Origin of the sequence: Aeromonas sp. FDAARGOS 1406 (assembly GCF_019048565.1) — a bacterium.
Lineage (GTDB): Bacteria > Pseudomonadota > Gammaproteobacteria > Enterobacterales > Aeromonadaceae > Aeromonas > Aeromonas caviae.
The window spans coordinates 4,431,205-4,454,592 of sequence record NZ_CP077378.1 but is presented as its reverse complement, the minus strand read 5'-3'; the positions used below and the strand labels follow the sequence as shown (position 1 = coordinate 4,454,592).

Here is a 23,388-nt window from a genome sequence, read left to right as displayed (position 1 = left end):
AAAAGAATGGGAGAAGGGCTGGGGATGAGGGGGAAGCCCGCCTCACAGGCTCGGCATAAACCAAGTGCGGCCGGCCGCCTCGATACGATCGGTGCGGATCTGGAACACCCGCTCCAGCAGCGCCTCGTCGATGATCCCGACGTCCCCTTCCCCCACCACGCGGCCCTGTTGCAGGCAGAGCACGCGATCCGCCCAATCGATGGCCAGATTGATGTCGTGGATGGCCACCACCACCAGCAATCCCTGCGCGGCCAGTTGCTTGAGCAGCCGCAGCAGCGCCATCTGGTGATGCAGATCCAGCCCCGCCAGGGGTTCGTCCAGCAGCAGCACCCGCCCGATCGGATTGAGGCTTGGCCACAGTTGCAGCAGGGTGCGGGCGATCAGCACCCGCTGCTGCTCCCCCCCGGACAATCGGCTGAAGTCCCGTGCCAGCAGAGGCGCCAGTTCCAGGGCGTCGCACACATCCGCCACCGCCTGCGCCTGGGCATCGGGGCCCCCCTCCTCCAGCCCCAGGCTCAGCACCTGGAACACCGGGATGTGGAACAGCTGGGGCTGGCGCTGGGGCAGCATGGCGCGCCGCGTTGCAAGCTCGGGCCAGCTCAGGGTCGTGATGGCCTCTCCCCCCAGCAAGACGGCGCCATCGGCGGGCAGCAGGCCCGCCAGTGCCCCGAGCAGGGAGGACTTGCCGCTGCCGTTGGGGCCGAGCAGGGCCACCAGCTGACCGCCGGACCAGGTGAGATCCAGGGGAGCGAGGCGATGGGGGATGGCCAGGGCGCGGGCCTCCAGCCGCCAGGGGGCGGGATCAGCGGGACACATCGGCATCTTGCCTCAGCAGCAGATAGATAAAGAGCGGGGCGCCCACCGAGGCGGTGATGACCCCGATGGGCAACTCACCGGCGTGCAGCGCCGAGCGGGCCACCAGATCGGCCCCGAGCAGCAGGGCGCCACCCCCAAGCGCCGAGGCGGGCAGCAGGAAGCGCTGATCGCTGCCACCGCACAGGCGCAGCAGGTGAGGCACTACCAGGCCGACGAAACCGATGACGCCGCACAGGGAGACCGCCACCCCGGTGAGCAGGCAGACCGCCAGCACCAGGCGTACCCGCATGCTGTCCACGTTCAACCCCATAAGGCGGGCCTGGGTCTCCCCCAGCAGCAGTTGTTGCAGTGCCCGCCCCTGCCAGCAGAGCCAGCCGAGGGTGAGGGGCAGCACCAGCCACCACCAGGCAAGCTGCTGGCTGCCGTAGGCGAGGCTGCCCATCATCCAGAACATGAATTCCCGCAAGGCGCCGTCGTCGGCGAAATACATCAGCCAGGTCATGGCCGCATTGGTAAGGATGCCGATGGCGACCCCGAACAGCAGCAGCCGCCCATGGCCGAGCCGTGCCCGGCGTGCGAGACGGATGAGCAGCATGGTCACCACCAGGGCGCCGCCAAAGGCCGCCAGCGACAACCCCCAACCTGGCAGATAGAGCCCGAGCCCCTTGGCCACCGCCATCGCCACCATGGCGGCGAGGCCAGCGCCGCTCGAGACGCCAAGCAGGCCGGGTTCCGCCACCGGGTTGTGCAGCATCACCTGGAGCACGGCACCACCGCAGGCAAGGGAGGCCCCCGCCAGCAGGGCCAGCAGGGCGCGCGGCAGGCGCAGCTCCAGCAGGATGCGCAGCTCCAGATCCCCCAGCGGCTGCCAGGGCAGCAGTACGAACTCCCCGAGGGCGAGGGAGAGCAGGAACAGGGCCAGGGTCAGCAGCGACAGCAGGAGCAGCCAGCGGCGCTGCCAGCGCTGCTGGCGACGGATGAGAGCGAGATACACGGGATCCCCAAGAAGCGAGGCCCACCGGGGGGCAGGCAGGAAAGCTGCATGATAACAGCGCGTTACCACCCAAGGTCAAGGCTGGTAGGGCTTGGCCAGCGCCGCTATCTCGCCGCTCTCCACCATGGCTAGCAACGCCTGCGCCAGCTTGGGGCCCAGCTCATGGTGGGGTGAGTGCTTGCTCATCCCGAGGTAGAGCACCACCGGGTTGGGGGGCTGGAAGGGGGCCTTGACGAGGCCGGCGTCGTTGCGCTGGCTCAGGGCGTAATCCACCTGGCAGTCGGTCCCTATCATCAGAGGCAGGTGGCCCCGCTCCACCATGCGCTGCAACTGGTCTTCGGTGGGGACCCCGTGCTTGTCGAGCTGGGTATCGCCATCGAAGGGGGGGAAGTAGGCGGAGTTGAGCACATAGCCTATCTCGCGGCCTCGCAGATCCTCGTAGCGCCTAAGGCCGGCCACGGCGGCGGGCTTGCCATAGAAGGCAGGCCGGCACTGGTAATAGGGCGGCTGCAGGTAGTCGATGAAGGCGGCCCGCTCCTCGGTGTGAGCCAGCCCTATCATCAGATCCGCCTGACCGGTCTGCATCTGTTTGAGTGCCCGTCCCCAGGGCACCCGTTTGAGGGTCAGCACAATGCCGCTGCGTGCCTGCAACTGGCGCAGAATGTCGATATCCAGCCCCTGGAAGTCGTCGTTCTCTGCCAGCATGCGAAACGGCGGCCAGACATCGGTGGCTACCGTCAGGGTCGGCGCACCTTGCGCCCAGCAGGCAAACAACAGACAAAGCGCACCCCAGCTTGTCTTGCCCATCCAGCTTTCGCCTTCTTTTGTTACATCCTTGTGAGCTAAAAATACCCTCAAGCACCACTTATGAAAACCCATGGAGTCGAGATAAAATGCATTGATTTAAAAGGAGAACCTAATGAACCCCATCATGACCAGTATCGGCCTGCTCATCTGCAGCAACGTCTTCATGACGTTTGCCTGGTACGCCCATCTCAAGAGCATGAATCACAAACCCTGGATCATCGCCGCCCTGGTGAGCTGGGGGATAGCCCTGTTCGAATACCTGTTGCAGGTGCCCGCCAACCGCATCGGCCACACCGTGCTCTCCGTCGGCCAGCTCAAGATCCTGCAGGAGGTGATCACCCTCACCGTGTTCGTTCCCTTCTCCATCTTCTATCTGAAAGAAGATCTGAAGTGGGACTACCTCTGGGCAGGTCTGTGCATCCTGGGCGCGGTCTTTTTTGTGTTCCGCGAAAAACTGACCGGCGCCTGAGGCTGTACACTCAAGCCATTCATCATCCCCCAGCCCTTTGAGCGACGAGGCCCCTCATGGAATTGAGAGACATGCTGCAGATCCTGGCCAAACAGGACGGTTCCGATCTCTATCTCTCCACCGGCGCCCCCCCCTGCGCCAAGTTCAACGGCGCCTTGCGCCCCCTCACCCAGGAGCCCCTGGGGCCGGGCGAGGTGGCCCGCATCGCCTACGACATCATGGATCTCGAGCAGAAACAGCAGTTCGAGAAAGAGCTGGAGATGAACCTCGCCATCTCCCTGCCCCAGATAGGCCGTTTTCGGGTCAACATCTTCAAGCAGCGCAATGAAGTCTCCCTGGTGGCGCGCAACATCAAGACCGAGATCCCCCGCTTCGAGGATCTCAAACTCCCTCCGGTGCTCCTCGACACCATCATGGAGAAGCGGGGTCTGGTGCTCTTCGTCGGCGGCACGGGGTCCGGCAAGTCCACGTCGCTCGCGGCCCTCATCGATCATCGCAACCGCAACAGCGGCGGCCACATCATCACCATCGAGGATCCGGTGGAGTTCGTCCATCGCCACCAGAAGAGCATCATCAACCAGCGGGAGGTGGGGGTGGATACCCGCAGCTTCCACGCGGCCCTGAAGAACACCCTGCGCCAGGCGCCGGACGTCATCCTCATCGGTGAAATCCGCGATCGGGAGACCATGGAGCATGCCCTCGCCTTCTCGGAGACCGGGCATCTGGCCATCTCCACTCTGCACGCCAACAACGCCAACCAGGCGCTGGATCGCATCATCAACTTCTTCCCGGAAGAGCGCAGACCCCAGCTGCTCAACGACCTTGGCAACAACCTCAAGGCCTTTGTCTCCCAGCGGCTGGTGAAGACCACGGACGGCGGGCGCCGGGCGGCGGTGGAGGTGATGCTCGGAACCCACACGGTGCGCGATCTCATCAAGCGCGGCGAGTTTGGCGGCCTCAAGGAGATCATGGAAAAATCCAGGGCCCTTGGCATGGTGACCTTCGACAGCACCCTGTTCGATCTGGTGGTCGAGGGGGTGATCGACGAGGAGGAGGCAGTGAAGAACGCGGACTCCCAGAACAACCTGCGCCTCAAGATCAAACTCTGGCGGGAGAAGGGCCAGATTGGCAACAGCGCGGCGGCGAGCGGCTGGAGCCTGGAGCCCACCAAGGACGAGGGCGACCTCTTCTGAGACGGGCACGGCGGCCACGAAAAAGGGAACCCTCGGGTTCCCTTTTGCATATGGGCAGGCGTCAGCCCTTCTGGACCAGCCCTATCTGGCCGGGCTCGCACCACTCGAACGTCACCTCTTCGTGCTTGCCGCAGCAGGAGCCGCCACACAGGCGGCTCTCCCGCTTGGCGACGTGCCCCTTGCGCATCCAGACCCCGAGCATGGCCTCTACCGCATCCTCGGAGGTGTGAAAGTGGCGGGCCAGCGCCCGCCGGCTCACCTTCTTGTGAAGGGCCAGATAGTCCCCCAGTTCACGCAGGATCACAGAATCCCCCCCTCTCAGCGCACTCGCCCCTGACCATGACCCCCTTCACAGGGTCACCACCTTGCGGGCGACGATGTCGCCGTGACGACGCCCCAGCCACCAGAGCAGCCCCAGGGAGAACAGATAGCTCAGGCTCCAGACCAGGCTCTGCGCCGGGTGGGCGGCGAAGGTCGCCAGTTGATAGAAGAGGGTGGCGCACAGGAAGGCGACGTAGTTGCACCAGGCGGCGGTGAACAGGGCCCACTGGCGACCGGTCTCTCGCACCAGGGCCCCCATGGCGGCGGCGCAGGGCATGTAGAGCAGCACGAACAGCAGGTAGGCAAAGGCTCCGGCCACGCCGTCGAAGTGGGTCTGCATGTTGCCGTAGGTGGAGGTGTCCACCTCCTGGGCCTCGGCTGCCGCCTGCTTGTCCTCCAGATCCCCCACCTTGAGCCCCATGGGATCGGCGGGGTCGATGTCCGCCAGGTTGGCGGGAATGGTGGCCAGCGCCGCTTTCAGGCTGCCCAGCAGGGAGTATTCACTCTCCTCCTCATCACCGGCGCCGCCGGCGTAGAGGCTGTTGAGGGTAGCGACCACCGCCTCCTTGGCAAAGATGCCGGTGAGGATGCCCACCGTGGCCTGCCAGTTGTCGTCCCGCACGCCTATGGGATGCAGCACCGGGGTCACGGACTGGCTCAGCTTGCTCAGCACCGAGTTCTCCTGATCCTGGTTGCCGAAGCTGCCGTCGGTGCCGAGGGAGTTGAGCACGCTCAGCACCGCCACCATCAGGACGATGGTCTTGCCCGCGCCGAAGATGAAGCCCTTGAGTTTCTGCCAGGTGCGCAGCCCCACGTCCACCGGACGGGGCCACTCGTAATCGGGCATCTCCATCACCATGGAGTCGCTCTTGCCCGGCAGCAGGGTGCTGCGCAGGAAGAGGCCGGTGAGCACCGCCACCAGGATGCCGAACAGATAGAGACCGAACACCAGGTTCTGCCCCGACTCGGGGAAGAAGGCCACCGCGAACAGGGCGTAGACCGGCAGACGGGCACCGCAGGACATGAAGGGCGCCATGGCCGAGGTCATCAGCCGCTCGCGCTCCGACCCCAGGGTCCGGGTTGCCATCACCGCGGGCACGGTGCAGCCAAAGCCCATCAGCATGGGGACGAAGGCCTTGCCGGGCAGGCCGAGGCGACGCATCAGGGCGTCCACCACGAAGGCGGCGCGGGCCAGATAGCCGGAGCTCTCCAGCACCGCGAGGAAAAGAAAGAGGCAGCCCACCACGGGGATGAAGGTCGCCACCGTCTGCAAACCGGCACCCACGCCGTCCGCGAGCACGGCCCCCAGCCAGTCGGGGGCACTCATCAGCCCCAGCAGATGGTGCACCCCATCCACGAAGAGGGCCCCCCCGAGGATGTCGAAGAAGTCGATGAAGGCGCTGCCCACCTTGATGGCGAACATGAACATCAGGTACATCACCAGCAGGAAGAAGGGGATGCCCACCCAGCGGTTGAGCAGCACCCTGTCCAGCCGTTCGCTCTGGGCGACGGTGAGCTTGTCCTGATGACGGCACGCCTGCTGGCACCAGTGGTGGATATGGCCGTAGCGCAAATCAGCGAGTTGCAGGTCGATGTCCTGGGCGTGGTGGGCGCGGCTCACCACGTTGTCGGCCGCCGCCTGCTGCCCCGCCGCCAGGGTCTCCAGCATGGCGATGTCTTCCTCCAGCAGGCGCAGGGCGCGGCCACGGCGATGCAGATGATGGGGGGCGAGCAGGGTCTCCAGCTCGGCGATGTCCCCCTCGAGGGGCTGACCGTAGTCGAGCACCAAGGCGGGCTGGGACTGGCCGATAAACTGGTGGATCCCCTCTTTAAAGGCCGCCACCTGCTGGCGATTGTGGGCCGAGAGCGACACCACGGGGCACCCCAGCGCCTTGGCGAGCAAGGCCTCGTCGATGGTGATGCGCCGCTTTTGCAGCAGATCCATCTTGTTGAGCACCACCACCATGGGCAGCCCCAGCTCCCGCAGTTGCAGGGTGAGGTAGAGGGAGCGCTCCAGGTTGGCGGCATCGATGACGTTGAGCAGCAGATCCGGCTGCTGGCGCTGGACGAAGCGGCTGGCGATCTGCTCGTCCAGGCTCGCCTCCTGGTTGGCCAGGGCATAGATGCCGGGCAGGTCCACCAGGGTGTATTCCTGCCCGCGGGCAGCAAAAGCCCCCATCTTCTTGTCGACGGTGACCCCGCTCCAGTTCCCCACCTGCTGGCGGGAGCCGGTCAGGGCGTTGAACAGGGAGGTCTTGCCGCTATTGGGATTGCCCACTGTGACCAGGTTGTAGCTCATACCGGCTCCACCTCGATTTGCTGGGCCAGACTCCGCTGCATGGAGAGGCAGATGCCCTGGCACTGGATCTGGAGCGGGTCCCCCAGGGGGGCGGCCCGTAGATAGAGGATCTCGGTCTGGGGCAGCAGCCCCATCACCATCAGCTTGCGCCGCAAGGCGCGGCCAAGGTGGTTCATGTGCGTGATGCGAGCGCTCTGTCCCGGCGACAGCTCTGTGAGTACCATGACGGGCTCCTGAAGTTAAACAAGAATAATTCGCTTTTAATGGGGGGATTATAAGCTGTGCCCTCAACATTTATTTGCGTAAAATCAAACTCCGCTTAGCTAACCGACAAAGTAATGCCATGAGTCACGACAACAACAGCCGCCTGGTCTACAGCACGGACGGCGGCATGATCAAGGAATCCGCCCCCGCCCAGCACGCCTCCCCCTTCCCCGCCGACGGGGTCGTGCGCATCCGCCGCGAGACCAAGGGACGCAAGGGGGCCGGGGTCATCAGCATCCACGGCGTTCCCGCCGACCAGCAGAAGGCCCTCGCCACCCTGCTCAAGAAGAAGTGCGGTACCGGCGGCGGTCTCAAGGAGGGGGTCATCGAGATCCAGGGGGACAAACGGGACCTCATCAAGGCCGAACTGGAGAAGGCCGGCTTTCAGGTCAAGCTGGTGGGGGGATAATTCCCCATCCCGCGCCTTGCCTCACCGGGGGTTTTTCCCTAGAATGCCCGCTCCCATCGAGGGGGAGTAGTCTCGCCACGGACCCGTTCCGTGCGCGATCCTGATCAACATACTTGGTGCCAACTCACCATGGTCAGGGTGATCCGGGCAATGCCGGATTTGACAAGACCTTTGACGGGCCAGTGCCAAAACCGGGGACGGATGGCGCAGGCTTGTCTTTGGTTTATAACAATTCCGTCCCCCGGTCATTTTTATGGAAGCCTTGTTAACCTCCACCATCAGCGTTGCCATCGCCGAGATCGGCGACAAGACACAGCTGCTGGCCCTGCTGCTCATCTGTCGTTTTCGCAAACCCTGGCCCATCATCGCCGGCATGCTGGCTGCCACCCTGCTCAACCACGCGGGTGCCGCCTGGATAGGGGAATTCATCAGTCGCTGGATGGATCCCAAGGTGATGACCTGGTTGGTCGCTGGCGCCTTCATCGCCATGGCCGCCTGGATCCTGGTGCCGGACAAGATGGACGATGAAGAGAGTTCCCTGGACAAGTACGGCCCCTTCATGGCCACCTTCGTGCTCTTCTTCATCGCCGAGATCGGTGACAAGACCCAGATAGCCACCGTGCTGCTGGCAGCCAAGTACGACTCCCTGATCCAGGTGATCACCGGTACCACCCTCGGCATGATGCTGGCCAACGTGCCCGTGGTGCTGCTCGGCAAGCTCGGGGCCGACAAGCTCCCCCTCAAGGGGATCCGCATTGCCTGCGCCATCCTCTTTGCGGGGCTTGGCATCTCCACCCTGATCTTCGCCTGACTTCCATAGAAGCCGGCGGGAGATCAGCGTGAGCACTGATCGCCACCGCCGCCCCGGACGTCCTTCAGGCCCCCTCCTCACGGCGGGGGCCTTTTTAGTGTAAAGACATGGCCCCGTGCCGCGACCTGTGTCGCAACGCCGACGGCGCACCTGCCCCGAGACGCGGCGCCGTGCCATAATGCCTTATCTTTCAGGCATCACGGCTTCAGGAGCCCCCATGCACCTCACCTCAAGACAGACCCTGCTCGACTGGGTCAGGCGCGGCCGCCTGCCACGGGCCTCGCTGCCTGCCGCCCTGGCCCTGTGCGATCTGCCCCCCGGCCCTGCCCGCTGGCAGTGGCTGTTCGACAGGCTGCTGCTCTGGCTCGGCTGCCTCTGCCTTGGCGCCGGCCTCGTCTTCTTCGTCGCCTTCAACTGGCAGGCCCTGGGGCGCCTCTCACGTCTCGCCCTGCTGGAGCTGCCGTTGCTCGCCATGCTCCTGGTGCTCTGGCGCAAACACATGAGTGACACCCCGCGCCAGGCCCTGCTGCTCGCCCTGGCCCTCAACCTCGGCGCCCTGCTCGCCCTGGTGGGCCAGACCTACCAGACCGGCGCCGACCCCTGGCAGCTCTTCGCCACCTGGGCCCTGATGCTGCTGCCGCTGGCGGCCCTTGGCAGAAGCCCGCTGCTCTGGACCCTGGCCTGGCTGCTCGGTCAGCTCGCCCTGGTGCTCTACTGGCGGCTCGGCCTTCTCGATCTCTTCTTCTCCTTCAACGAGGAGGCCCTCGGCTGGTGCCTGACCCTGCTCAACGCCGCCCTCTGGGGTCTGCTCATCCTGGTGCCCGCCCGCTACGCCCTGATGCCCTCCTGGCTCGCGGGGCTGGCCGCGGGGCTCGGCATCACCCTGCTCACCCTGCTGGCCCTGTTCGATGCCGCCTCTCCCTGGGTCTGGCCTGCCTGGCTCGCCTGGCTCGGCGCCGCCTACCTGCGCTGGCACCACAGGTTCATCGCCGGGCTCGCCATGGGGTGCCTGAGCCTTATCGCCGTGATCCTCGCGGCCCTTGGCAAGTGGATGGAGCCGGACATGAACGGCTTTTTGCTGCTGGCCCTCATCGCCATCGGCCTGTCGGTGATGGCCAGCCGCTGGCTGCAACAACAACGGAGGCAGCATGTCTGATCTCACCCCCTGGGAGCGCCTGCGTGCAGCTCAACTTGTGGAAGGGGATGCCCCCCGGGATGAACAGCCCCACTGGTCGGGCCGTTTTCTGCTCGGCATGGTGGGCTGGATAGCCGCCCTCTTCCTGCTCTTCTTCCTCTTCATGGCCTTCGAGCAGCTGACCCGCGACCCCAACAACGCCCTCACCATGGGGATGGTGCTGATGGCCGCCGCCCTCGGTCTCAACCGCATGGCGACCCGCAGCGATCTCTGGGATCAGTTCGTGCTGGCGCTGGCGCTGGCGGCAGATGCCTGGCTGCTCTACGGCCTGCTGGACAGGCTGGATCTGAACGTCGCGTGGCTCTGGTTCGGTCTGACCGCCTTCTCCCTCGGGGTGGCCGCCCTGTTCGAGCACTGGCTGGTACGCCTGTTCCACAGCTTCGCCGCCGCCATCCTGCTCACCCTCGCCCTCGCCTGCCTCGGCCTGCACCTGCTGGCCCTGCCGCTGGTGATGGGCGCCGTCGCCCTGTGCTGGCTGCAGGCGGAGCGCGATCCCGCCCGCCATCTGCTCTATGAATCCCTCACCCTGGGGCTGGCACTCTCCCTGCTGGTGCTGGGACGGCTGCACCACCCCCTGTGGGAGGGAGGCACCAGCGTGCTCAATGAGCTCGGCAGCTCCCGCCTGCCCCTCTGGCTCAATCCCCTGCTCTGCGCCGCCCTGCTGCTCGCGGTCATGGTTCGCCTCAGGCTGCCGCTGCGCTACGGGCTGCCGCTGGTGGTGATCAGCGCCATCATTCCCGGCATGGGGGCTGGCGCCCTGGTGCTGGTGCTCGGCTTCTACGCCGGCAGCCTGGCCCTGATGACCCTGGCAGGCCTCCTGCTGCTCGGCTTTGGCTCCCTCTATTACTACGATCTGGGGCTGACCCTGATGACCAAGTCCTGGCTGCTGCTCGCCTCGGGGGCCCTGCTGCTCGGTACCCGTCAGTGGCTCAAGCACCTTCACCACAGGAGCCCCTCATGAGACGCCTCGCCTTTTTGCTGACCGGTCTTGCCCTGCTCGCCGGCATCAACGCCACCGTCTGGCGCTTCGAGCACGCCATGAGCCAGGGGGAGGTGGTGCTGATCGAGCTGGCACCGGTCGACCCCCGCTCCCTGATGCAGGGGGACTACATGCGCCTGAACTACGCCCTCGCCCGCCAGCTGGCGGGCCGCCAGGCCGCCGTCGGCCCCCACACCCTGGTCGTTCGCCTGGATGAACATCAGGTTGTGCACTGGGTGGAAGGGGGCAAGCCCGAAGCCCCTGGCCCGGGGGAGCGTCTGCTCAAGGTGCGCCAGCGCGACGGCCAGTGGTTTATCGGGCCTGACGCCTTCTTCTTCGAAGAGGGCACGGGAGATCAGTATGAGTCGGCCCGCTACGGCGAGTTTCGCCTGCAAGAGGATGGCAACACCCTGCTGGTAGGGCTGAGGGACGAAGCGTTCACCCCCCTGGGTCACCCCCGTCCGGCCTGGTAAAAAGGGGGCGCCGACCCGGTTGTGAGTGGCAAGATGATGACGGCCCCCAGCGGATAACGTCTTCGCCGGGTGGCGAAACGCCGTGACTTGGCAACACTTGAAACTGGGCACTCGGCAGCAGGACGGTCAGGATGAACACAGACATTGCAGTCCCCCTTCGCAGACTGGTCGCCTGCGCCGCCCTCGCGGCCATGGTCTGGGGCACTCCCGCGACCCAGGCCAGCCCGGCGCTCGCCAGCCTGCACTACCTCACAGAAGAGTACAAACCCTACAACTTCACCGGGGAGGATGGCGCCCCGACCGGCTTTGCCATCGACCTGCTGCACCTGGTGTGGCAAAAGACCGGCACCCCTGTCCAGCCCGTCAGCATCCTCCCCTGGGCCAGGGGTTACTACCTGCTGACCCAGAAACCCAATGTGGTGCTCTTCTCCACCGCCCGCACCGAGGCGCGCAATCCCCTGTTCAAGTGGGCCTGCCCCATCGGCTATGCCGAGATAGTGCTGATGGGGCTCGCCAGTCGCCCCCTGACCCTGACCAGGCTGGAAGAAGCCCAGCGCTACACCATAGGCGCCGTGCGATCCGACGTGGGGGAGCAACTGCTGCTCAACGCAGGCTTCGACGAGCAGAAGATCATGACCGCCAACCGCCTCTCCCAGGCCCTGCGCATGCTCACCTCGGGCCGGGTCGATCTGGTCTCCAGCAACTAGTCCGCGAATTCAACTTCGAAGTGCGACACTCGCCTATGCCGCCTGACGGTACTCTTCGAATACCTTGACAGGCTGCCTGAATCCGAGACATTTCCGAGGTCGTAGGTTGAGCCACTGCTCCGCTCTCCTGACATCCTCGTCCGTGACCTCTCTCAGGTCTGTTCCCTTTGGGATAAACTGCCTCAACAGCCCATTGCTGTTCTCGTTCAGACCGCGCTCCCACGAAGAGTAAGGGTGCGCAAAGTAAGTCTCGGCACCCAGCGCTTCCTCTATCGCCTTGTGTTCGGCAAACTCGCCGCCGTTGTCAAAGGTGATGGTATGCACCTGCTCGATGTAGGGCGTTAACATCTCGATTATCGCATCCCGCACCACCCCAGCCTGTTTGCTCGCGACCCGCTTGACCAGATAGAGCCGGCTCTTGCGCTCCACCAGGGTGACCAGTGCACCTGTGCCTTGCTTGCCCAGCACCGTGTCCGCCTCCCAATCACCGAGCCGCTCCCGGCTATCGACGATAGCCGGCCGTTCATCAATAGAGCGGGCTTCCTTGATGGGAGAACGCAGGCTGCTCGCCCCCTTGCGGTAGCGCTTGTGGCCCTGGCGCAGATGGCGGTACAACTGGCCACCCCGGGCTTTGTCGGCGGCCACATGGCGGTATATCCACTCGTGACTCACCATGAGGCCTATCTGCTTGCCCACCGCGCTTATCTGCTCCGGGCTCCACCACCAGGCGAGTGTCAGCTCGACAAACTGGATGACATCGGCAGATAGCCGAGATTTGGCCGCACTGGCCCGTCGGTGGGTGGCGTGCTGATGCGCATTGTCTGGCTGGTAGACCTGCGGCCCGGCGTTACGACGCAGCTCCCGGTAGAGGGTGGAGCGATGAACGCCAATGGCGCGTGCGGTGGCAAGGATGGACATCCCCTGTGCGCGAAGCACCGATAACTGGTATCGTTGCCCCTCGGTCAACTGCTGATAGCTCATGGTGATACTGCTTTTACTTTGGCGAGCAGAAGGGTACCACCAATCAGCAGTTGGCCACCTCTCGCCATTCATCCATGAGTGTCGCACTTATTATCTGAATTCCCGGTCCACCCTGCTGGATCTCATCAAGACCCAGCAGCTGGACCCCGCCCAGTTCGAGGTGCGCTGGATGTTGAGTTCCGAGCAGTACTGCTTCGCCTTCAGCCACCCGGTGGACGATGCCCTGGTCAGGGAGTTCCAGCTCGGCCTGACCCAGGTGCTGGCCAGCAGCGACTTCCAGCAGCTCCAGCACAAATACTTCCCCTCCCCCTGACCCCTTCCCCCTGACCCCTTCCCCCGCCGGGGCCGCCAAGGCCCCGGCCCGCCTTTGAGCCAGCGCACGAAACCCGTTTAATGTTCGCCACTTGCAACGACAAGGGGTGACGCAGACCGTCCTGGGTCCGTAATATAGGGTGCAGGAGCCTGTTGGCCCCTTTTTCACGGCAAGGGGCAGGGCGCACGGTGGCAGCGACAGTCAGGGGCGGCAGCGTGCCCGCCGACCGCCTTCATCGGGCAGCGCCGCGCTCACGCCCTTCCCCACCATCTCTCCGATCTCTTGGGAATACACATGCACAACACAGCGAAATGGTTGATGAGTCTCTCGGTCTGCGCCCTTCTGATGGCCTGCGGCGGTGACAAGACCACCGGCAAGGCCTGTCTCGGGTCAAACAACGACACCCTGGTGGAGGGGATGCAGGACAAATGCAAGGCGGGGGACATTGTCGCCACCAAGCACCCGGCCTATTTCTGCGATTTCAACTACGCGGTCACCTTCAACAGCTACAACTCCGCGATTTGCGTCTACTCCGGCGGCCTGAAACCGGAGAGAACCACGGAAAAATCATGACTGGCGACCCATTTACCCAGTCTGACACGAAGAAGGCGGCAGTATATGTGGTCGATGCCCGAGCGGCGGTGCCGCGCAGGCCATCCGGGGGCGGCTTCGCCCCTATTTCACCCGCATCAGACGGTGATGCTGCCCGGCGCACTCGAGCTGGAGCACCTGGGATCGGGCCATGGCTTCCACCCTGGCCAGCATCTCGGCGCTGTAGCCCTTGCGGCGCATCCATTGCAAGGGCTCCTCGAAGCCCCCTTCGTTGACCACGAAGGTATCTGTGTAGGACTCCTTGACGATGCTGACCACCCAGATGCGCTGCTGAAACTCGCAGAGTCCGGCCACCAGGGTGGCCGCCCGCCCGGCAAGGGCGCGTACACGGCGGGCAAGAAGATGAACCATGGTATGGGCTCCGAACTGATAAAAGGGAAAACAGACTGGCACCCGGGTGGACGCGCCACCCTGTGCCCTCTCAACCCGCCCCGCTGCTATCGCGGGGCAGACACCTGACTGGAAGGAGGCGGGTTCCCGCCCTCCCCTGCGGCCCGGCGCTGGCGCTTGACCGCATACATGCTCGCATCGGCCCGGTTCAGCGCCTCCTCGACGCTGACCTCGGCCGGCATCACGGCCACCGCCCCCACGCTGGCACCGGGATAATGGATCACCTTGTCCCCCACCGGCAGTGACAGCACGCTGTGCTCGAACAGGCGCTGGCGAAACGCCGCCACCGCCCCGTCCAGCGTGTCGGCGTCCGGGAAAGGCCCCATGCCCACGGCCACGAACTCGTCCCCCCCAAAGCGGGCCAGCAGATCGCCGCCACGCAGGGTCTCGCTCAGTTGCCGCGCCATGGCGGTGAGCAGCCTGTCCCCCGCCTCGTGGCCATACTCGTCGTTGATGGCCTTGAAGCCATCGAGATCCACAAAGGCGATGAGCACCGGATGCCCCGCCCGCTCCGACAACGAGAAGAGGCGGGTGAGCTCCAGCATCAGGGCGCGGCGGTTGGGGAGCCCGGTGAGGGGATCGGAGAGGGCCAGGCGCGAGAGCTCGTCGTTGGCCTGCTGCAATTGCCGCAGCAGTTGCTCCCGCTCCACCTGTTCGGCAATCAGGTGCGCGAAGAAGGCGATGAGCTGCTGCGCCCCCGCCACCGCGGGTTTTTGTTCGGTACTGGCGCCGCACAGGGTGCCATAGAGGGAGCCGGTCGAGGTGCGCACCGGGCTGCTCAGATAGGAGCGAATGCCGAGCTCGCTGGCCGCCTGGGAGTCCCCCCACAGAGCGGCGACGTCATCGGTGTAACCAATCTCTTCGTCGATGGCACGGCGACACAGGGTATCGCTCCACTCCACCGTCATCCCCTCGGGGATCTGCAGCCCGGCCACATTGCGGGCATAACGGACATGCTGGGTGCTTTGCCCGAGGTCAATCTCGGTGAGATAGGTCGACTCCAGCCCGGTCACCGACGCCAGCATCTCCAGCAAGGGGCGGGTCAGGCTCTCCAGATCCCGCGCGTTTATCATCTGCTCCGAGAGCGCCAGCAAAATTTTATCCATGCCTACCTCCACTACTGCGTGCATCTGATGGGCGACTACCTTAGCCAACTCGGGGCGGGCCCGACAAGCGGCAGACCGCGATTGACCGGGGGAAAGATCGATTTGTTCACATTTTGGCATAACCGGACCCCAAGCGGCGTCGCCATGCGAAACACAGGGGCACAACCCTGCCCTCGCCCCTGGGTGCCGCGTCGATTCCTGCCGCGTATTCACCCACGGTCACCATCCCCTCTCCCCTTGGGGGAGAGGGTTAGGGTGAGGGGTGGGTAACGTCATTGCTTGGTGCAATATCGCTCCACGCCTGAATAGCACGGCTTCGCCGCGCAGGACACGAGGACTCCGTCCTCGATGGGGTTTCGCCGCCGCTGCGCGGCTTGGCGAGTGACTTTTCTTTGCGTGGCCAAAGAAAAGTCACCAAAAGAAAGGCCACCCCCACTTGTTCGCCCTCCTGCGTCGGGTTCCCTCGGTTCAGGCAAAAGGTCTGGCGGAACGACGCAGACGGTACATCCCTGTACCGCCTGCGTCTGCGCCGTCGTCCATGACGGCGCTCCTGACCTTGTGCCCTCACCTCGGCGAACAACAGGGGGCAACACCCAACCCGCCGCCCCGAGGCCGGTTAAGGAAGGTGCGAACAAGTCCCTGATATGAGATCATGTTTGTCATCTGGAGCCATGAAAAAGGGTTCATCATGAGTCATCAGCTCACCTTCGCCGACAGTGAATTCAGCAGTAAGCGCCGTCAGACCAGAAAAGAGATTTTCTTGTCCCGCATGGAGCAGATTCTGCCATGGCAAAACATGGTGGAAGTCATCGAGCCGTTTTATCCCAAGGCTGGTAATGGCCGGCGACCTTATCCGCTGGAAACCATGCTACGCATTCACTGCATGCAGCATTGGTACAACCTGAGCGATGGCGCGATGGAAGATGCTCTGTACGAAATCGCCTCCATCCGTCTGTTTGCCCGGTTATCCCTGGATAGCGCCTTGCCGGACCGCACCACCATCATGAATTTCCGCCACCTGCTGGAGCAGCATCAACTGGCCCGCCAATTGTTCAAGACCATCAATCGCTGGCTGGCCGAAGCAGGCGTCATGATGACTCAAGGCACCTTGGTCGATGCCACCATCATTGAGGCACCCAGCTCGACCAAGAACAAAGAGCAGCAACGCGATCCGCAGATGCATCAGACCAAGAAAGGCAATCAGTGGCACTTTGGCATGAAGGCCCACATTGGTGTCGATGCCAAGAGTGGCCTGACCCACAGCCTAGTCACCACCGCGGCCAACGAGCATGACCTCAATCAGCTGGGTAATCTGCTGCATGGAGAGGAGCAATTTGTCTCAGCCGATGCCGGCTACCAAGGGGCGCCACAGCGCGAGGAGCTGGCCGAGGTGGATGTGGACTGGCTGATCGCCGAGCGCCCCGGCAAGGTAAGAACCTTGAAACAGCATCCACGCAAGAACAAAACGGCCATCAACATCGAATACATGAAAGCCAGCATCCGGGCCAAGGTGGAGCACCCGTTTCGCATCATCAAGCGACAGTTCGGCTTCGTGAAAGCCAGATACAAGGGGTTGCTGAAAAACGATAACCAACTGGCGATGTTATTCACGCTGGCCAACCTGTTTCGGGCGGACCAAATGATACGTCAGTGGGAGAGATCTCACTAAAAACTGGGAATAACGCCTTAAATGGCGAAGAAACGGTCTAAATAGGCTGATTCAAGGCATTTACGGGAGAAAAGATCGGCTCAAACTGAAAAAATGAAATGACTGAGTCAGCCGAGAAGAATTTCCCCGCTTATTCGCACCCTCCCGAGCACTGCTCGACCCCGATTTGGCGCGAGAACAAGGATGTTCGAAGCGGGCTTTGGCCGAAGCCATGGATGGCGTAGGCCAAAGTGCCGTCTGCGGCGCTCCGTCCGACCCGTTGGACGAGACGAGGGAACCCGCGAAGCGGGCGGTTTACCGGGGGAGAAGACTTTTGGTCTTTCAAAAGTCACTCGCCAAGCCGCGTAGCGGTGGCGAAATCCCTTCGAGGGCAAGGCCCTCGTGTCCTGCATGGCGAAGCCATGCCATTAAGGCGTTGGACGGCATTCAGCCGGAGAATGACGTTAGCTCCCCTCACCCTGACCCTCTCCCCCAAGGGGAGAGGGGATCAGACCGCAGGATGCCGAGGCTTCGGCAAACCACTAAAAATCGCAGCCTCGGCTGCGATTTTTTTTATTCCTGATTTCTATTTCCCCAACCCCTTGCACTGCTCTCCTCCTGCGGCGGGATAGGCGGTGAGCGTCTCATAGAGGGCGGTACGCAGGCTGCCGGATTGGCAGAAATCACAGCTGCCGCCAGCGTCGATATCGGTGATGCGGGCGCCTTGCGGCCCGTCCAGTACCAGATAGGTGCTGACAAAACGGTAGGTGCCTCTGGAGGCGTAGAGCGGGGAGCCCGGCTCGCCAAAGGTGAAGCGCACCTTGACCTCGCTGCGATCCCGGCTGCCGGCGATGGCGCGAGACGAGAGTATCTCAGAGCCCAGCAGGTGATCCCAGGCATTGGGCAGGAAGGGGTTGCCCTCGACGAAGGGGGGCTTCTCGTCCGGGGCTTCGCGAGTGGCTATCTCCCGCGCCTTGGAGGCAGCATTGAGCAGGCAGAGCAGCTCGGGGGAGACGATGTTGGGCAACGCACCGCCCAGGTCTGCCTGATAGAGGCCGCTCGGTTTGACGCTGCGCTCCCAGACCAGAAACTCGGCCACCTTGGCGCGGGCTTGGACCTGCATATCGGGGGCAGTGGCGGCCACAGACAGCCCGGACGCCAGCAGAGGCAGGGCCAGAAACGGCATCCAGTTCAACTTCATGACGTCATCTCCTTGTTATTCTTGAAAAAGAGCCGCCATCGGGCCGGTTTATGCCGTATATTGGCCCTCTCCCTACCACAAAGGAACTGCCTCTTGAGACTCTATCCCGCCCTGTTGCTCTTGCTGGCAACCACTGCCGTTCAGGCCGAACAGGATTGTACTGCGCCGGTGACACAAACCGACATGAACATCTGTGCGTTTCAGGGTTACCAGCGAGCCGATGCCAAGCTCAATGCCGCCTATAAAAAGCGGGTTGCCACCCTGGAGAAGGCACAGCTGGAGAGGCTGAGAACTGCGCAACGGGCCTGGATCGCCTTTCGCGATGCCCAGTGCCGTTACGAGGCCGGCGTCTATGAAGGGGGATCAATGGCGCCCATGGTCCATAGCAGTTGTCTCACCCAGTTGACCGAGGCGCGCACCAAAGACCTGAACACACTGCCGGACCAGCCATGATCAGAGGCGCCAACCAGGTCAGGTAGGAACTGGGGGCAAGTAACAGACGGCTTGCAGGCACTCCGGTGAGTCATGATGCGAGCCCCCCTCACCCTGACCCTCTCCCCCAAGGGGCGAGGGGATCAGACCGAAGGATGCCGAGGCTTAAGAGGTGTCGAGGGAAAAGCCACAAACAAAAACCGCAGCCCAATGGCTGCGGTTTTTTTATAGGCTCAACCGGTTGGCGCCAGCAGCGCCACCGGCCTTAGGCACGGCGCCAGCTGGTCTTGCCGGCGCTGTCTTCCAGCACGATGCCCATCTCGGTGAGGCGGTTACGGGCGGCATCCGCCGCGGCCCAGTTCTTGTCGGCGCGGGCCTGATTGCGCTCGGCGATCAGGCGCTCGATTTCGGCGACCTCTTCGTCCGCTTCGTCACCCTTCAAGAACGCATCCGGATCCTGTTGCAGGATGCCGAGCACGGCGCCCAGCTCCCGCAGACGGGCACCGAGGCCGGCGGCGACAGCGATGTCTTCGGCTTTCTGGCGGTTGATCTCGCGCACCAGATCGAACAGGGCGGAGTAGGCTTCCGGGGTGTTGAAGTCGTCGTCCATGGCATCAACGAAGCGAGCCACCTGCTCGTCACCACCGGCGGCGGCAGCCGCCGGCAGATCGCGCAGGGCGGTGTACATCCGCTCCAGGGCGGCGCGGGCCTGCTTCAGGTTGTCTTCCGAGTAGTTGAGCTGGCTGCGGTAGTGACCGGACATCAGGAAGTAACGGACGGTTTCGGCGTCGTAGTGGGCCAGCACATCACGGATGGTGAAGAAGTTGCCAAGGGATTTGGACATCTTTTCTTTATCCACCATCACCATGCCGCTGTGCATCCAGGTGTTGACGTAGTCGCCACCGTGGGCGCAGCAGGACTGGGCAATCTCGTTCTCGTGGTGCGGGAACTGCAGATCCGAGCCGCCGCCGTGGATGTCGAAATGGTTGCCAAGGTGCTTGGAGTTCATGGCGGAGCACTCGATGTGCCAGCCAGGGCGACCCGGGCCCCAGGGGCTGTCCCAGGTCGGCTCGCCGGGCTTGGACATCTTCCACAGCACGAAGTCGAGCGGATTGCGCTTGGCATCCACCACGTCGACCCGGGCGCCGGCCTGCAACTGCTCCAGATCCTGGCCCGAGAGCTTGCCGTAGTCGGCGTAGGACTCGACGATGAACATCACATCGCCGTTGTCCGCCACGTAGGCGTGCCCTTTTTCCAGCAGGGTTTCAACCAGGGCGATGATCTCGCCGATGTGCTGGGTGGCGCGGGGTTCGATGTCCGGGCGCACCATGCCGAGGGCATCGAAATCCTGGTGCATGTCGCCGATGAGGCGCTCGGTGAGATCGTCACAGGTCACGTGCGTTTCGGCGGCGCGCTTGATGATCTTGTCGTCCACGTCGGTGACGTTGCGCACATAGGTGAGGTCGTATCCTGCATAACGCAGGTAGCGAGCGACGACGTCGAAGGCGACGAAGGTACGGCCATGGCCGATATGACAGTGATCATAGATAGTGACGCCACACACATACATGCCCACCTTGCCCGGGTGGATAGGTTTGAATTCTTCTTTTTGACGAGTGAGTGTGTTGTATATCTTCAGCATCTTATGACCACTGCCTGTGAGTAAAATGGCCTGCCATTCTAACCGCATCCGGTATAGAAAACGAGGCAGAAAAAGCCCCCTCTCTCCCCTGCCATCTATGCCGCAGGGCCTTGATGGGCTAGAATTGCCACCACTTTATGCCATACACCTGCGGGCACCTTGCTGCCCGCGTCAAAATGAAAGGACAACTCATGGTTACTCTGCACACCAACCACGGCGACATCACCCTGACCCTGAACGCGGAAAAAGCCCCGGAGACCGTGGCCAACTTCCTGCAATACTGCCGTGACGGTCACTACGACAACACCATCTTCCACCGCGTCATCGACGGCTTCATGATCCAGGGCGGCGGCTATGCCCCGGGCTTCGAAGAGAAAGAGACCCGCGCTCCCATCAAGAACGAGGCGGCCAACGGTCTGTCCAACAAGGTCGGCACCATCGCCATGGCTCGCACCATGGAGCCGCACTCCGCCAGCGCCCAGTTCTTCATCAACGTGAACAACAACGACTTCCTGGACTTCAAGTCCGCCACCACCCAGGGCTTCGGCTACTGCGTGTTCGGTGAAGTGACCGCCGGCATGGACGTGGTCAACAAGATCAAGGGCGTGAAGACCGGCAACTACGGCCGCATGCACCAGGACGTCCCGACCGAAGACGTCGTCATCACCAAGGTGACCCTTGCCGAGTAATCCCTGCCGGCCAGGCTCTGATACCACTGCGGCCCCGGCCGCAGTTTTTCCATCTGCCGCCCCCAACTGGCGCCGCCTCGACTATCTGGCCCAGGGCAACGAACGTCAGCGCTCGGCCCACGCCCTGCTGAGCGGCGGCCTGTGGGATGAGCTTGGCCCCCTGTGCAACGATCTGGCCCTGGTGAGCACGATCGCCATCGGGCTGGATAGGCCCGGCAGCGATCTCGACATCCTCTGCCAGCATCCGGACCCGGCCTTCCTTGCCGCGACACTGGCAGCACAAGGCTGGCAGGTGCGAAGCAAGGACGAGCAGGTCTGGATCGCCGAGCAGCGACGCCACGGGCCAGATGGCCAGTGCTGGCCAGTCGAGCTCTACCTCACCCCTGATCCCCTCGAGATGTGTCATGGCTGGCGCCACCTCAGCCTGATGGCCGCCCTGCTTGAGCGCTTTGGCGCCCCCTTCCACCGGGAAGTGCTGCGCCTGCGTTTTGATGAAGGGCTCAAGGGGGAAGCGGCCATGTGCCGCCTGCTGGGTCTGTCCGGCGACCCTTACGAGGCGTTGCTGACCCTGGAGGGCGTCAACCTTGCGGGGCTCTGCTGCCCTTCCCTCCCCCACCCGCTCGACGAGCAAGGTCACAGGCCTTGTCCGCCCCCAGGCGGGACTCTCTTACCATGATGCCCAGGAACTCATGAGCACCCTCTTTATCAGTGACATTCACCTCAGCCAAGGCAGGCCCGACATGACGGCGGCCCTGGTGCGCTTTCTGGCCGAAGACGCGCCCGGGGCCGACGCCCTCTATGTGCTGGGGGATCTGTTCGAATTCTGGATTGGGGACGACGACCCCAACCCGCTCCACCGCGAGGTGGCCGATGCCTTTCTCGCCCTGAGCCAGCAAGGGGTGCCCCTCTATTTCATTCACGGCAACCGCGACTTCCTCTTGGGGCGCCAATTTGCCAAACGGGCCGGCATGACCCTGCTCGGCGACCCCTGCGTCATCGAGCTGTACGGCGAGCGGGTGCTGCTGAGCCACGGGGATCTGCTCTGCACCCGGGATGAGGGCTACCAGAAGTTTCGCCGCATCACACAACTCAAGTGGCTGCGCTGGCTCTTCCTGCGCCTGCCGCTCTCGCGCCGCCAGGCCATCGCCCACAAGATGCGCGGCCAGAGCCAGATGGAGAATGCCCACAAGAGCCAGATCATCATGGACGTGACCCCGGAGGCGGTGGACGACATGCTGCGCCAGCACGGCTGCCGCCTGATGATCCACGGCCACACCCACAGACCCGCCATCCACGACTTCACCCTGGATGGGCGTGCGGCGCGGCGCATCGTGCTGGGGGACTGGTTCGAGCAGGGGTCGGTGCTGGTGTGCTCCCCCGCCGGGCAGCGCCTCGACACCCGCGCGCTTGGCTGAAGTCCTCTGCCTGCCATGGTCAGGAGCGAGTCTCATATGACCGTTTCTGACTCACGCCGTGCTGCGGCGGGATACAAGCAGGATGCCTGCATATACTCTGGTTCTCTGCACACAACGAGGAGATGACCATGGGATTTCTTACTTGGGTGGTACTGGGGCTGATCGTCGGCATCCTGGCTAAATGGATCATGCCGGGCAAGGATGGCGGCGGTTTCTTCATGACGGTGATCCTGGGGGTGGTCGGCGCCATGGTGGGGGGCTATGTCAGCACCCTGCTCGGGATGGGAACGGTCACCGGCTTCAACCTGCCGAGCATCATCATCGCCACCGTTGGCGCCCTGATCGTGCTGTTTGTCTACAACAAGCTGCGCAGTTGAGGCGCAGCCACCCATCGATGCGAGGGCGCCACTGGCGCCCTCGCTGTTTTCTGCCCCGCTGGCTCCAGCTTGTCTCGACTACCCGATCTCATCCACTCGTTTCGTCCGTTCGATGCCGCGCTTGCATCATTTCTAGTTGAGGCGTCTAATAAGCCCCATGCAAGCCAATGACCCCCTGCCCCGCCGCCCTCGCGGCCGCCCTGCCCAGCACGGGCACACCTATGCCGACACCCGGGATCTGTTGATCCGCCGGGGCATGGAGCTGCTGACCGAACAGGGCATCGCCGCCACCTCCATCGAGCGGGTGTTGCAGTCGACCGGGATCCCCAAGGGCTCCTTCTATCACTACTTCGCCACCAAGCACGACTTCACTCTGGCGGTCATGGATGCCTATCACCACTACTTCTGCCGCAAGCTGACGCGCTATCTGGAGGATGAGAGCCTGCCCCCCCTGGCCCGTCTTGTTGCCTTCGTCGACAGCGCCTGCCGGGGCATGACCCGGTTTGCGTTCCAGCGGGGCTGCCTCGTGGGCAACCTGGGTCAGGAGGTGGTGCAGCTCTCCCCCGAGCTGTGCCTGCGCCTCGAGCAGATCCTCCTCGACTGGGAGGTGCTGCTCACCCGCTGCCTGAGGGATGCGGTGACGGCGGGGGAGCTGCCCCCTGATTGTGACTGCCCTGCCCTCGCCCATCAGTTCTGGATCGGCTGGGAAGGGGCCGTACTGCGCGCACGCCTGGTGGGCGATACCGAGCCCATGCTCTCTTTTCTCAATTTTTTCATGAAGTTAGCAAAGTGATTTTTTTACGACGATTAATAGTCAGTCAGTCCAATTAATGGGAGTAGACAAG

26 protein-coding genes and 2 pseudogenes are annotated in these 23,388 nt (G+C 63.5%); 17 read left to right on the top strand and 11 right to left on the bottom strand.

The window, feature by feature from the left end:
* Positions 1-42: 42 nt before the first annotated feature.
* The 3 genes from I6L36_RS20995 to I6L36_RS20985 all read right to left on the bottom strand — a co-directional run bounded on the left by I6L36_RS20995 (position 43) and on the right by I6L36_RS20985 (position 2,617).
* On the bottom strand, positions 43-816 hold the full coding sequence (locus I6L36_RS20995) for an ATP-binding cassette domain-containing protein (protein WP_216987154.1): 774 nt from the start codon (positions 814-816) through the stop codon (positions 43-45).
* Positions 803-1,810, bottom strand: coding sequence for a vitamin B12 ABC transporter permease BtuC (btuC, locus tag I6L36_RS20990; RefSeq protein WP_039041213.1), 1,008 nt, complete (start codon positions 1,808-1,810; stop codon positions 803-805). The genes I6L36_RS20995 and btuC overlap by 14 nt, the downstream gene beginning before the upstream one ends.
* Positions 1,811-1,885: 75 nt before the next feature.
* Positions 1,886-2,617, bottom strand: coding sequence for an ABC transporter substrate-binding protein (locus tag I6L36_RS20985; protein WP_216986900.1), 732 nt, complete (start codon positions 2,615-2,617; stop codon positions 1,886-1,888).
* Between the two features lie 112 nt (positions 2,618-2,729).
* Here I6L36_RS20985 and I6L36_RS20980 point away from each other — a divergent pair, with 112 nt between their 5' ends.
* Positions 2,730-3,086: a DMT family protein gene (locus I6L36_RS20980; protein ID WP_010675200.1), complete on the top strand. Its 357-nt coding sequence runs from the start codon at positions 2,730-2,732 to the stop codon at positions 3,084-3,086.
* Between the two features lie 56 nt (positions 3,087-3,142).
* Entirely contained in the window at positions 3,143-4,279 is a 1,137-nt protein-coding gene (gene tapW / locus I6L36_RS20975; RefSeq protein WP_029314740.1) for a type IVa pilus ATPase TapW, read from the top strand.
* Positions 4,280-4,340: 61 nt separating this feature from the next.
* Here tapW and I6L36_RS20970 read toward each other — a convergent pair whose 3' ends face one another.
* The 3 genes from I6L36_RS20970 to I6L36_RS20960 are packed head-to-tail and all read right to left on the bottom strand — an operon-like array spanning position 4,341 to position 7,123.
* Positions 4,341-4,583, bottom strand: coding sequence for a FeoC-like transcriptional regulator (locus I6L36_RS20970; RefSeq protein WP_045524273.1), 243 nt, complete (start codon positions 4,581-4,583; stop codon positions 4,341-4,343).
* Between the two features lie 45 nt (positions 4,584-4,628).
* Entirely contained in the window at positions 4,629-6,899 is a 2,271-nt protein-coding gene (feoB, locus tag I6L36_RS20965; RefSeq protein ID WP_216986899.1) for a Fe(2+) transporter permease subunit FeoB, read from the bottom strand.
* Complete coding sequence (locus I6L36_RS20960; protein WP_010675204.1) at positions 6,896-7,123, bottom strand: FeoA family protein; 228 nt, start codon at positions 7,121-7,123, stop codon at positions 6,896-6,898. Before I6L36_RS20960 ends, feoB begins: the two co-directional genes overlap by 4 nt.
* A 119-nt stretch (positions 7,124-7,242) precedes the next feature.
* Here I6L36_RS20960 and I6L36_RS20955 point away from each other — a divergent pair, with 119 nt between their 5' ends.
* The 6 genes and pseudogenes from I6L36_RS20955 to I6L36_RS20930 all read left to right on the top strand — a co-directional run.
* Positions 7,243-7,572, top strand: a complete 330-nt coding sequence (locus I6L36_RS20955; protein ID WP_042864056.1) for a translation initiation factor — start codon at positions 7,243-7,245, stop codon at positions 7,570-7,572.
* Between the two features lie 253 nt (positions 7,573-7,825).
* Positions 7,826-8,383, top strand: coding sequence for a TMEM165/GDT1 family protein (locus tag I6L36_RS20950; RefSeq protein ID WP_010675206.1), 558 nt, complete (start codon positions 7,826-7,828; stop codon positions 8,381-8,383).
* A gap of 217 nt (positions 8,384-8,600) precedes the next feature.
* On the top strand, positions 8,601-9,539 hold the full coding sequence (locus tag I6L36_RS20945) for a DUF2157 domain-containing protein (RefSeq protein ID WP_216986898.1): 939 nt from the start codon (positions 8,601-8,603) through the stop codon (positions 9,537-9,539).
* Positions 9,532-10,539, top strand: coding sequence for a DUF4401 domain-containing protein (locus tag I6L36_RS20940; protein WP_216986897.1), 1,008 nt, complete (start codon positions 9,532-9,534; stop codon positions 10,537-10,539). Before I6L36_RS20945 ends, I6L36_RS20940 begins: the two co-directional genes overlap by 8 nt.
* Positions 10,536-11,030, top strand: a complete 495-nt coding sequence (locus I6L36_RS20935) for a GDYXXLXY domain-containing protein (RefSeq protein ID WP_216986896.1) — start codon at positions 10,536-10,538, stop codon at positions 11,028-11,030. The genes I6L36_RS20940 and I6L36_RS20935 overlap by 4 nt, the downstream gene beginning before the upstream one ends.
* Before the next feature lie 191 nt (positions 11,031-11,221).
* Positions 11,222-11,734 (top strand): annotated as a pseudogene (locus I6L36_RS20930) (substrate-binding periplasmic protein); the annotation flags it as partial.
* Between the two features lie 36 nt (positions 11,735-11,770).
* On the opposite strand, the gene I6L36_RS20925 reads toward I6L36_RS20930, so the two are convergent.
* Positions 11,771-12,718 (bottom strand): IS30-like element ISAs2 family transposase, encoded by a 948-nt coding sequence (locus I6L36_RS20925; RefSeq protein ID WP_171268937.1) that lies wholly within the window; start codon positions 12,716-12,718, stop codon positions 11,771-11,773.
* A 100-nt stretch (positions 12,719-12,818) separates the two neighbouring features.
* Between I6L36_RS20925 and I6L36_RS20920 the strand changes: the two are divergent.
* Positions 12,819-13,031, top strand: a pseudogene (locus I6L36_RS20920) (hypothetical protein); the annotation flags it as partial.
* 294 nt (positions 13,032-13,325) lie between these two features.
* The gene (locus tag I6L36_RS20915; RefSeq protein ID WP_029314742.1) at positions 13,326-13,604 is read left to right on the top strand and encodes a hypothetical protein; all 279 of its coding nucleotides are present in this window, start codon (positions 13,326-13,328) and stop codon (positions 13,602-13,604) included.
* Between the two features lie 102 nt (positions 13,605-13,706).
* Here the strand turns inward: I6L36_RS20915 and I6L36_RS20910 are convergent, their stop codons facing one another.
* Both I6L36_RS20910 and I6L36_RS20905 read right to left on the bottom strand, forming a co-directional pair.
* Complete coding sequence (locus tag I6L36_RS20910) at positions 13,707-13,994, bottom strand: hypothetical protein (RefSeq protein ID WP_039041204.1); 288 nt, start codon at positions 13,992-13,994, stop codon at positions 13,707-13,709.
* 86 nt (positions 13,995-14,080) lie between these two features.
* Positions 14,081-15,139, bottom strand: a complete 1,059-nt coding sequence (locus tag I6L36_RS20905; protein ID WP_053288364.1) for a sensor domain-containing diguanylate cyclase — start codon at positions 15,137-15,139, stop codon at positions 14,081-14,083.
* A gap of 688 nt (positions 15,140-15,827) precedes the next feature.
* Here I6L36_RS20905 and I6L36_RS20900 point away from each other — a divergent pair.
* A complete protein-coding gene (locus I6L36_RS20900) occupies positions 15,828-16,808 on the top strand; it encodes an IS5-like element IS5 family transposase (RefSeq protein WP_026141181.1) in 981 nt (326 codons plus the stop codon).
* Between the two features lie 565 nt (positions 16,809-17,373).
* On the opposite strand, the gene I6L36_RS20895 is transcribed toward I6L36_RS20900, so the two are convergent.
* A complete protein-coding gene (locus I6L36_RS20895) occupies positions 17,374-17,988 on the bottom strand; it encodes a hypothetical protein (RefSeq protein ID WP_210538572.1) in 615 nt (204 codons plus the stop codon).
* A 93-nt stretch (positions 17,989-18,081) separates the two neighbouring features.
* On the opposite strand from I6L36_RS20895, the gene I6L36_RS20890 reads away from it, so the two are divergent.
* Positions 18,082-18,441 (top strand): lysozyme inhibitor LprI family protein, encoded by a 360-nt coding sequence (locus I6L36_RS20890; protein WP_216986895.1) that lies wholly within the window; start codon positions 18,082-18,084, stop codon positions 18,439-18,441.
* Between the two features lie 244 nt (positions 18,442-18,685).
* Here the strand turns inward: I6L36_RS20890 and cysS are convergent, their stop codons facing one another.
* Entirely contained in the window at positions 18,686-20,062 is a 1,377-nt protein-coding gene (gene cysS, locus I6L36_RS20885) for a cysteine--tRNA ligase (RefSeq protein ID WP_216986894.1), read from the bottom strand.
* Positions 20,063-20,253: 191 nt separating this feature from the next.
* Between cysS and I6L36_RS20880 the strand changes: the two genes are divergently transcribed.
* The 5 genes from I6L36_RS20880 to I6L36_RS20860 all read left to right on the top strand — a co-directional run bounded on the left by I6L36_RS20880 (position 20,254) and on the right by I6L36_RS20860 (position 23,336).
* Entirely contained in the window at positions 20,254-20,751 is a 498-nt protein-coding gene (locus tag I6L36_RS20880) for a peptidylprolyl isomerase (RefSeq protein ID WP_010675220.1), read from the top strand.
* Positions 20,741-21,427 carry a DUF4269 domain-containing protein gene (locus I6L36_RS20875; RefSeq protein ID WP_216986893.1) on the top strand — a complete coding sequence of 229 codons (687 nt, stop codon included), beginning with the start codon at positions 20,741-20,743 and terminating at the stop codon, positions 21,425-21,427. Before I6L36_RS20880 ends, I6L36_RS20875 begins: the two co-directional genes overlap by 11 nt.
* Positions 21,428-21,440: 13 nt before the next feature.
* The gene (gene lpxH / locus I6L36_RS20870; protein ID WP_052815099.1) at positions 21,441-22,166 is read left to right on the top strand and encodes a UDP-2,3-diacylglucosamine diphosphatase; all 726 of its coding nucleotides are present in this window, start codon (positions 21,441-21,443) and stop codon (positions 22,164-22,166) included.
* 128 nt (positions 22,167-22,294) lie between these two features.
* Positions 22,295-22,543 (top strand): GlsB/YeaQ/YmgE family stress response membrane protein, encoded by a 249-nt coding sequence (locus I6L36_RS20865; RefSeq protein WP_010675223.1) that lies wholly within the window; start codon positions 22,295-22,297, stop codon positions 22,541-22,543.
* Positions 22,544-22,700: 157 nt separating this feature from the next.
* Positions 22,701-23,336 carry a TetR/AcrR family transcriptional regulator gene (locus I6L36_RS20860; protein ID WP_216986892.1) on the top strand — a complete coding sequence of 212 codons (636 nt, stop codon included), beginning with the start codon at positions 22,701-22,703 and terminating at the stop codon, positions 23,334-23,336.
* Positions 23,337-23,388: the final 52 nt, after the last annotated feature.

Coding starts and splice junctions, on each gene's coding strand:
- I6L36_RS20895 (WP_210538572.1), bottom strand. CDS start 17,988: ATGAAGTTGAACTGGATGCCGTTTCTGGCCCTGCCTCTGCTGGCGTCC.
- I6L36_RS20915 (WP_029314742.1), top strand. CDS start 13,326: ATGCACAACACAGCGAAATGGTTGATGAGTCTCTCGGTCTGCGCCCTT.
- lpxH (WP_052815099.1), top strand. CDS start 21,441: ATGAGCACCCTCTTTATCAGTGACATTCACCTCAGCCAAGGCAGGCCC.
- tapW (WP_029314740.1), top strand. CDS start 3,143: ATGGAATTGAGAGACATGCTGCAGATCCTGGCCAAACAGGACGGTTCC.
- I6L36_RS20910 (WP_039041204.1), bottom strand. CDS start 13,994: ATGGTTCATCTTCTTGCCCGCCGTGTACGCGCCCTTGCCGGGCGGGCG.
- I6L36_RS20925 (WP_171268937.1), bottom strand. CDS start 12,718: ATGAGCTATCAGCAGTTGACCGAGGGGCAACGATACCAGTTATCGGTG.
- I6L36_RS20995 (WP_216987154.1), bottom strand. CDS start 816: ATGTGTCCCGCTGATCCCGCCCCCTGGCGGCTGGAGGCCCGCGCCCTG.
- cysS (WP_216986894.1), bottom strand. CDS start 20,062: ATGCTGAAGATATACAACACACTCACTCGTCAAAAAGAAGAATTCAAA.
- feoB (WP_216986899.1), bottom strand. CDS start 6,899: ATGAGCTACAACCTGGTCACAGTGGGCAATCCCAATAGCGGCAAGACC.
- I6L36_RS20935 (WP_216986896.1), top strand. CDS start 10,536: ATGAGACGCCTCGCCTTTTTGCTGACCGGTCTTGCCCTGCTCGCCGGC.
- I6L36_RS20985 (WP_216986900.1), bottom strand. CDS start 2,617: ATGGGCAAGACAAGCTGGGGTGCGCTTTGTCTGTTGTTTGCCTGCTGG.
- I6L36_RS20950 (WP_010675206.1), top strand. CDS start 7,826: ATGGAAGCCTTGTTAACCTCCACCATCAGCGTTGCCATCGCCGAGATC.
- I6L36_RS20905 (WP_053288364.1), bottom strand. CDS start 15,139: ATGGATAAAATTTTGCTGGCGCTCTCGGAGCAGATGATAAACGCGCGG.
- I6L36_RS20945 (WP_216986898.1), top strand. CDS start 8,601: ATGCACCTCACCTCAAGACAGACCCTGCTCGACTGGGTCAGGCGCGGC.
- I6L36_RS20865 (WP_010675223.1), top strand. CDS start 22,295: ATGGGATTTCTTACTTGGGTGGTACTGGGGCTGATCGTCGGCATCCTG.
- I6L36_RS20955 (WP_042864056.1), top strand. CDS start 7,243: ATGAGTCACGACAACAACAGCCGCCTGGTCTACAGCACGGACGGCGGC.
- I6L36_RS20980 (WP_010675200.1), top strand. CDS start 2,730: ATGAACCCCATCATGACCAGTATCGGCCTGCTCATCTGCAGCAACGTC.
- I6L36_RS20900 (WP_026141181.1), top strand. CDS start 15,828: ATGAGTCATCAGCTCACCTTCGCCGACAGTGAATTCAGCAGTAAGCGC.
- I6L36_RS20960 (WP_010675204.1), bottom strand. CDS start 7,123: ATGGTACTCACAGAGCTGTCGCCGGGACAGAGCGCTCGCATCACGCAC.
- I6L36_RS20940 (WP_216986897.1), top strand. CDS start 9,532: ATGTCTGATCTCACCCCCTGGGAGCGCCTGCGTGCAGCTCAACTTGTG.
- I6L36_RS20880 (WP_010675220.1), top strand. CDS start 20,254: ATGGTTACTCTGCACACCAACCACGGCGACATCACCCTGACCCTGAAC.
- I6L36_RS20860 (WP_216986892.1), top strand. CDS start 22,701: ATGCAAGCCAATGACCCCCTGCCCCGCCGCCCTCGCGGCCGCCCTGCC.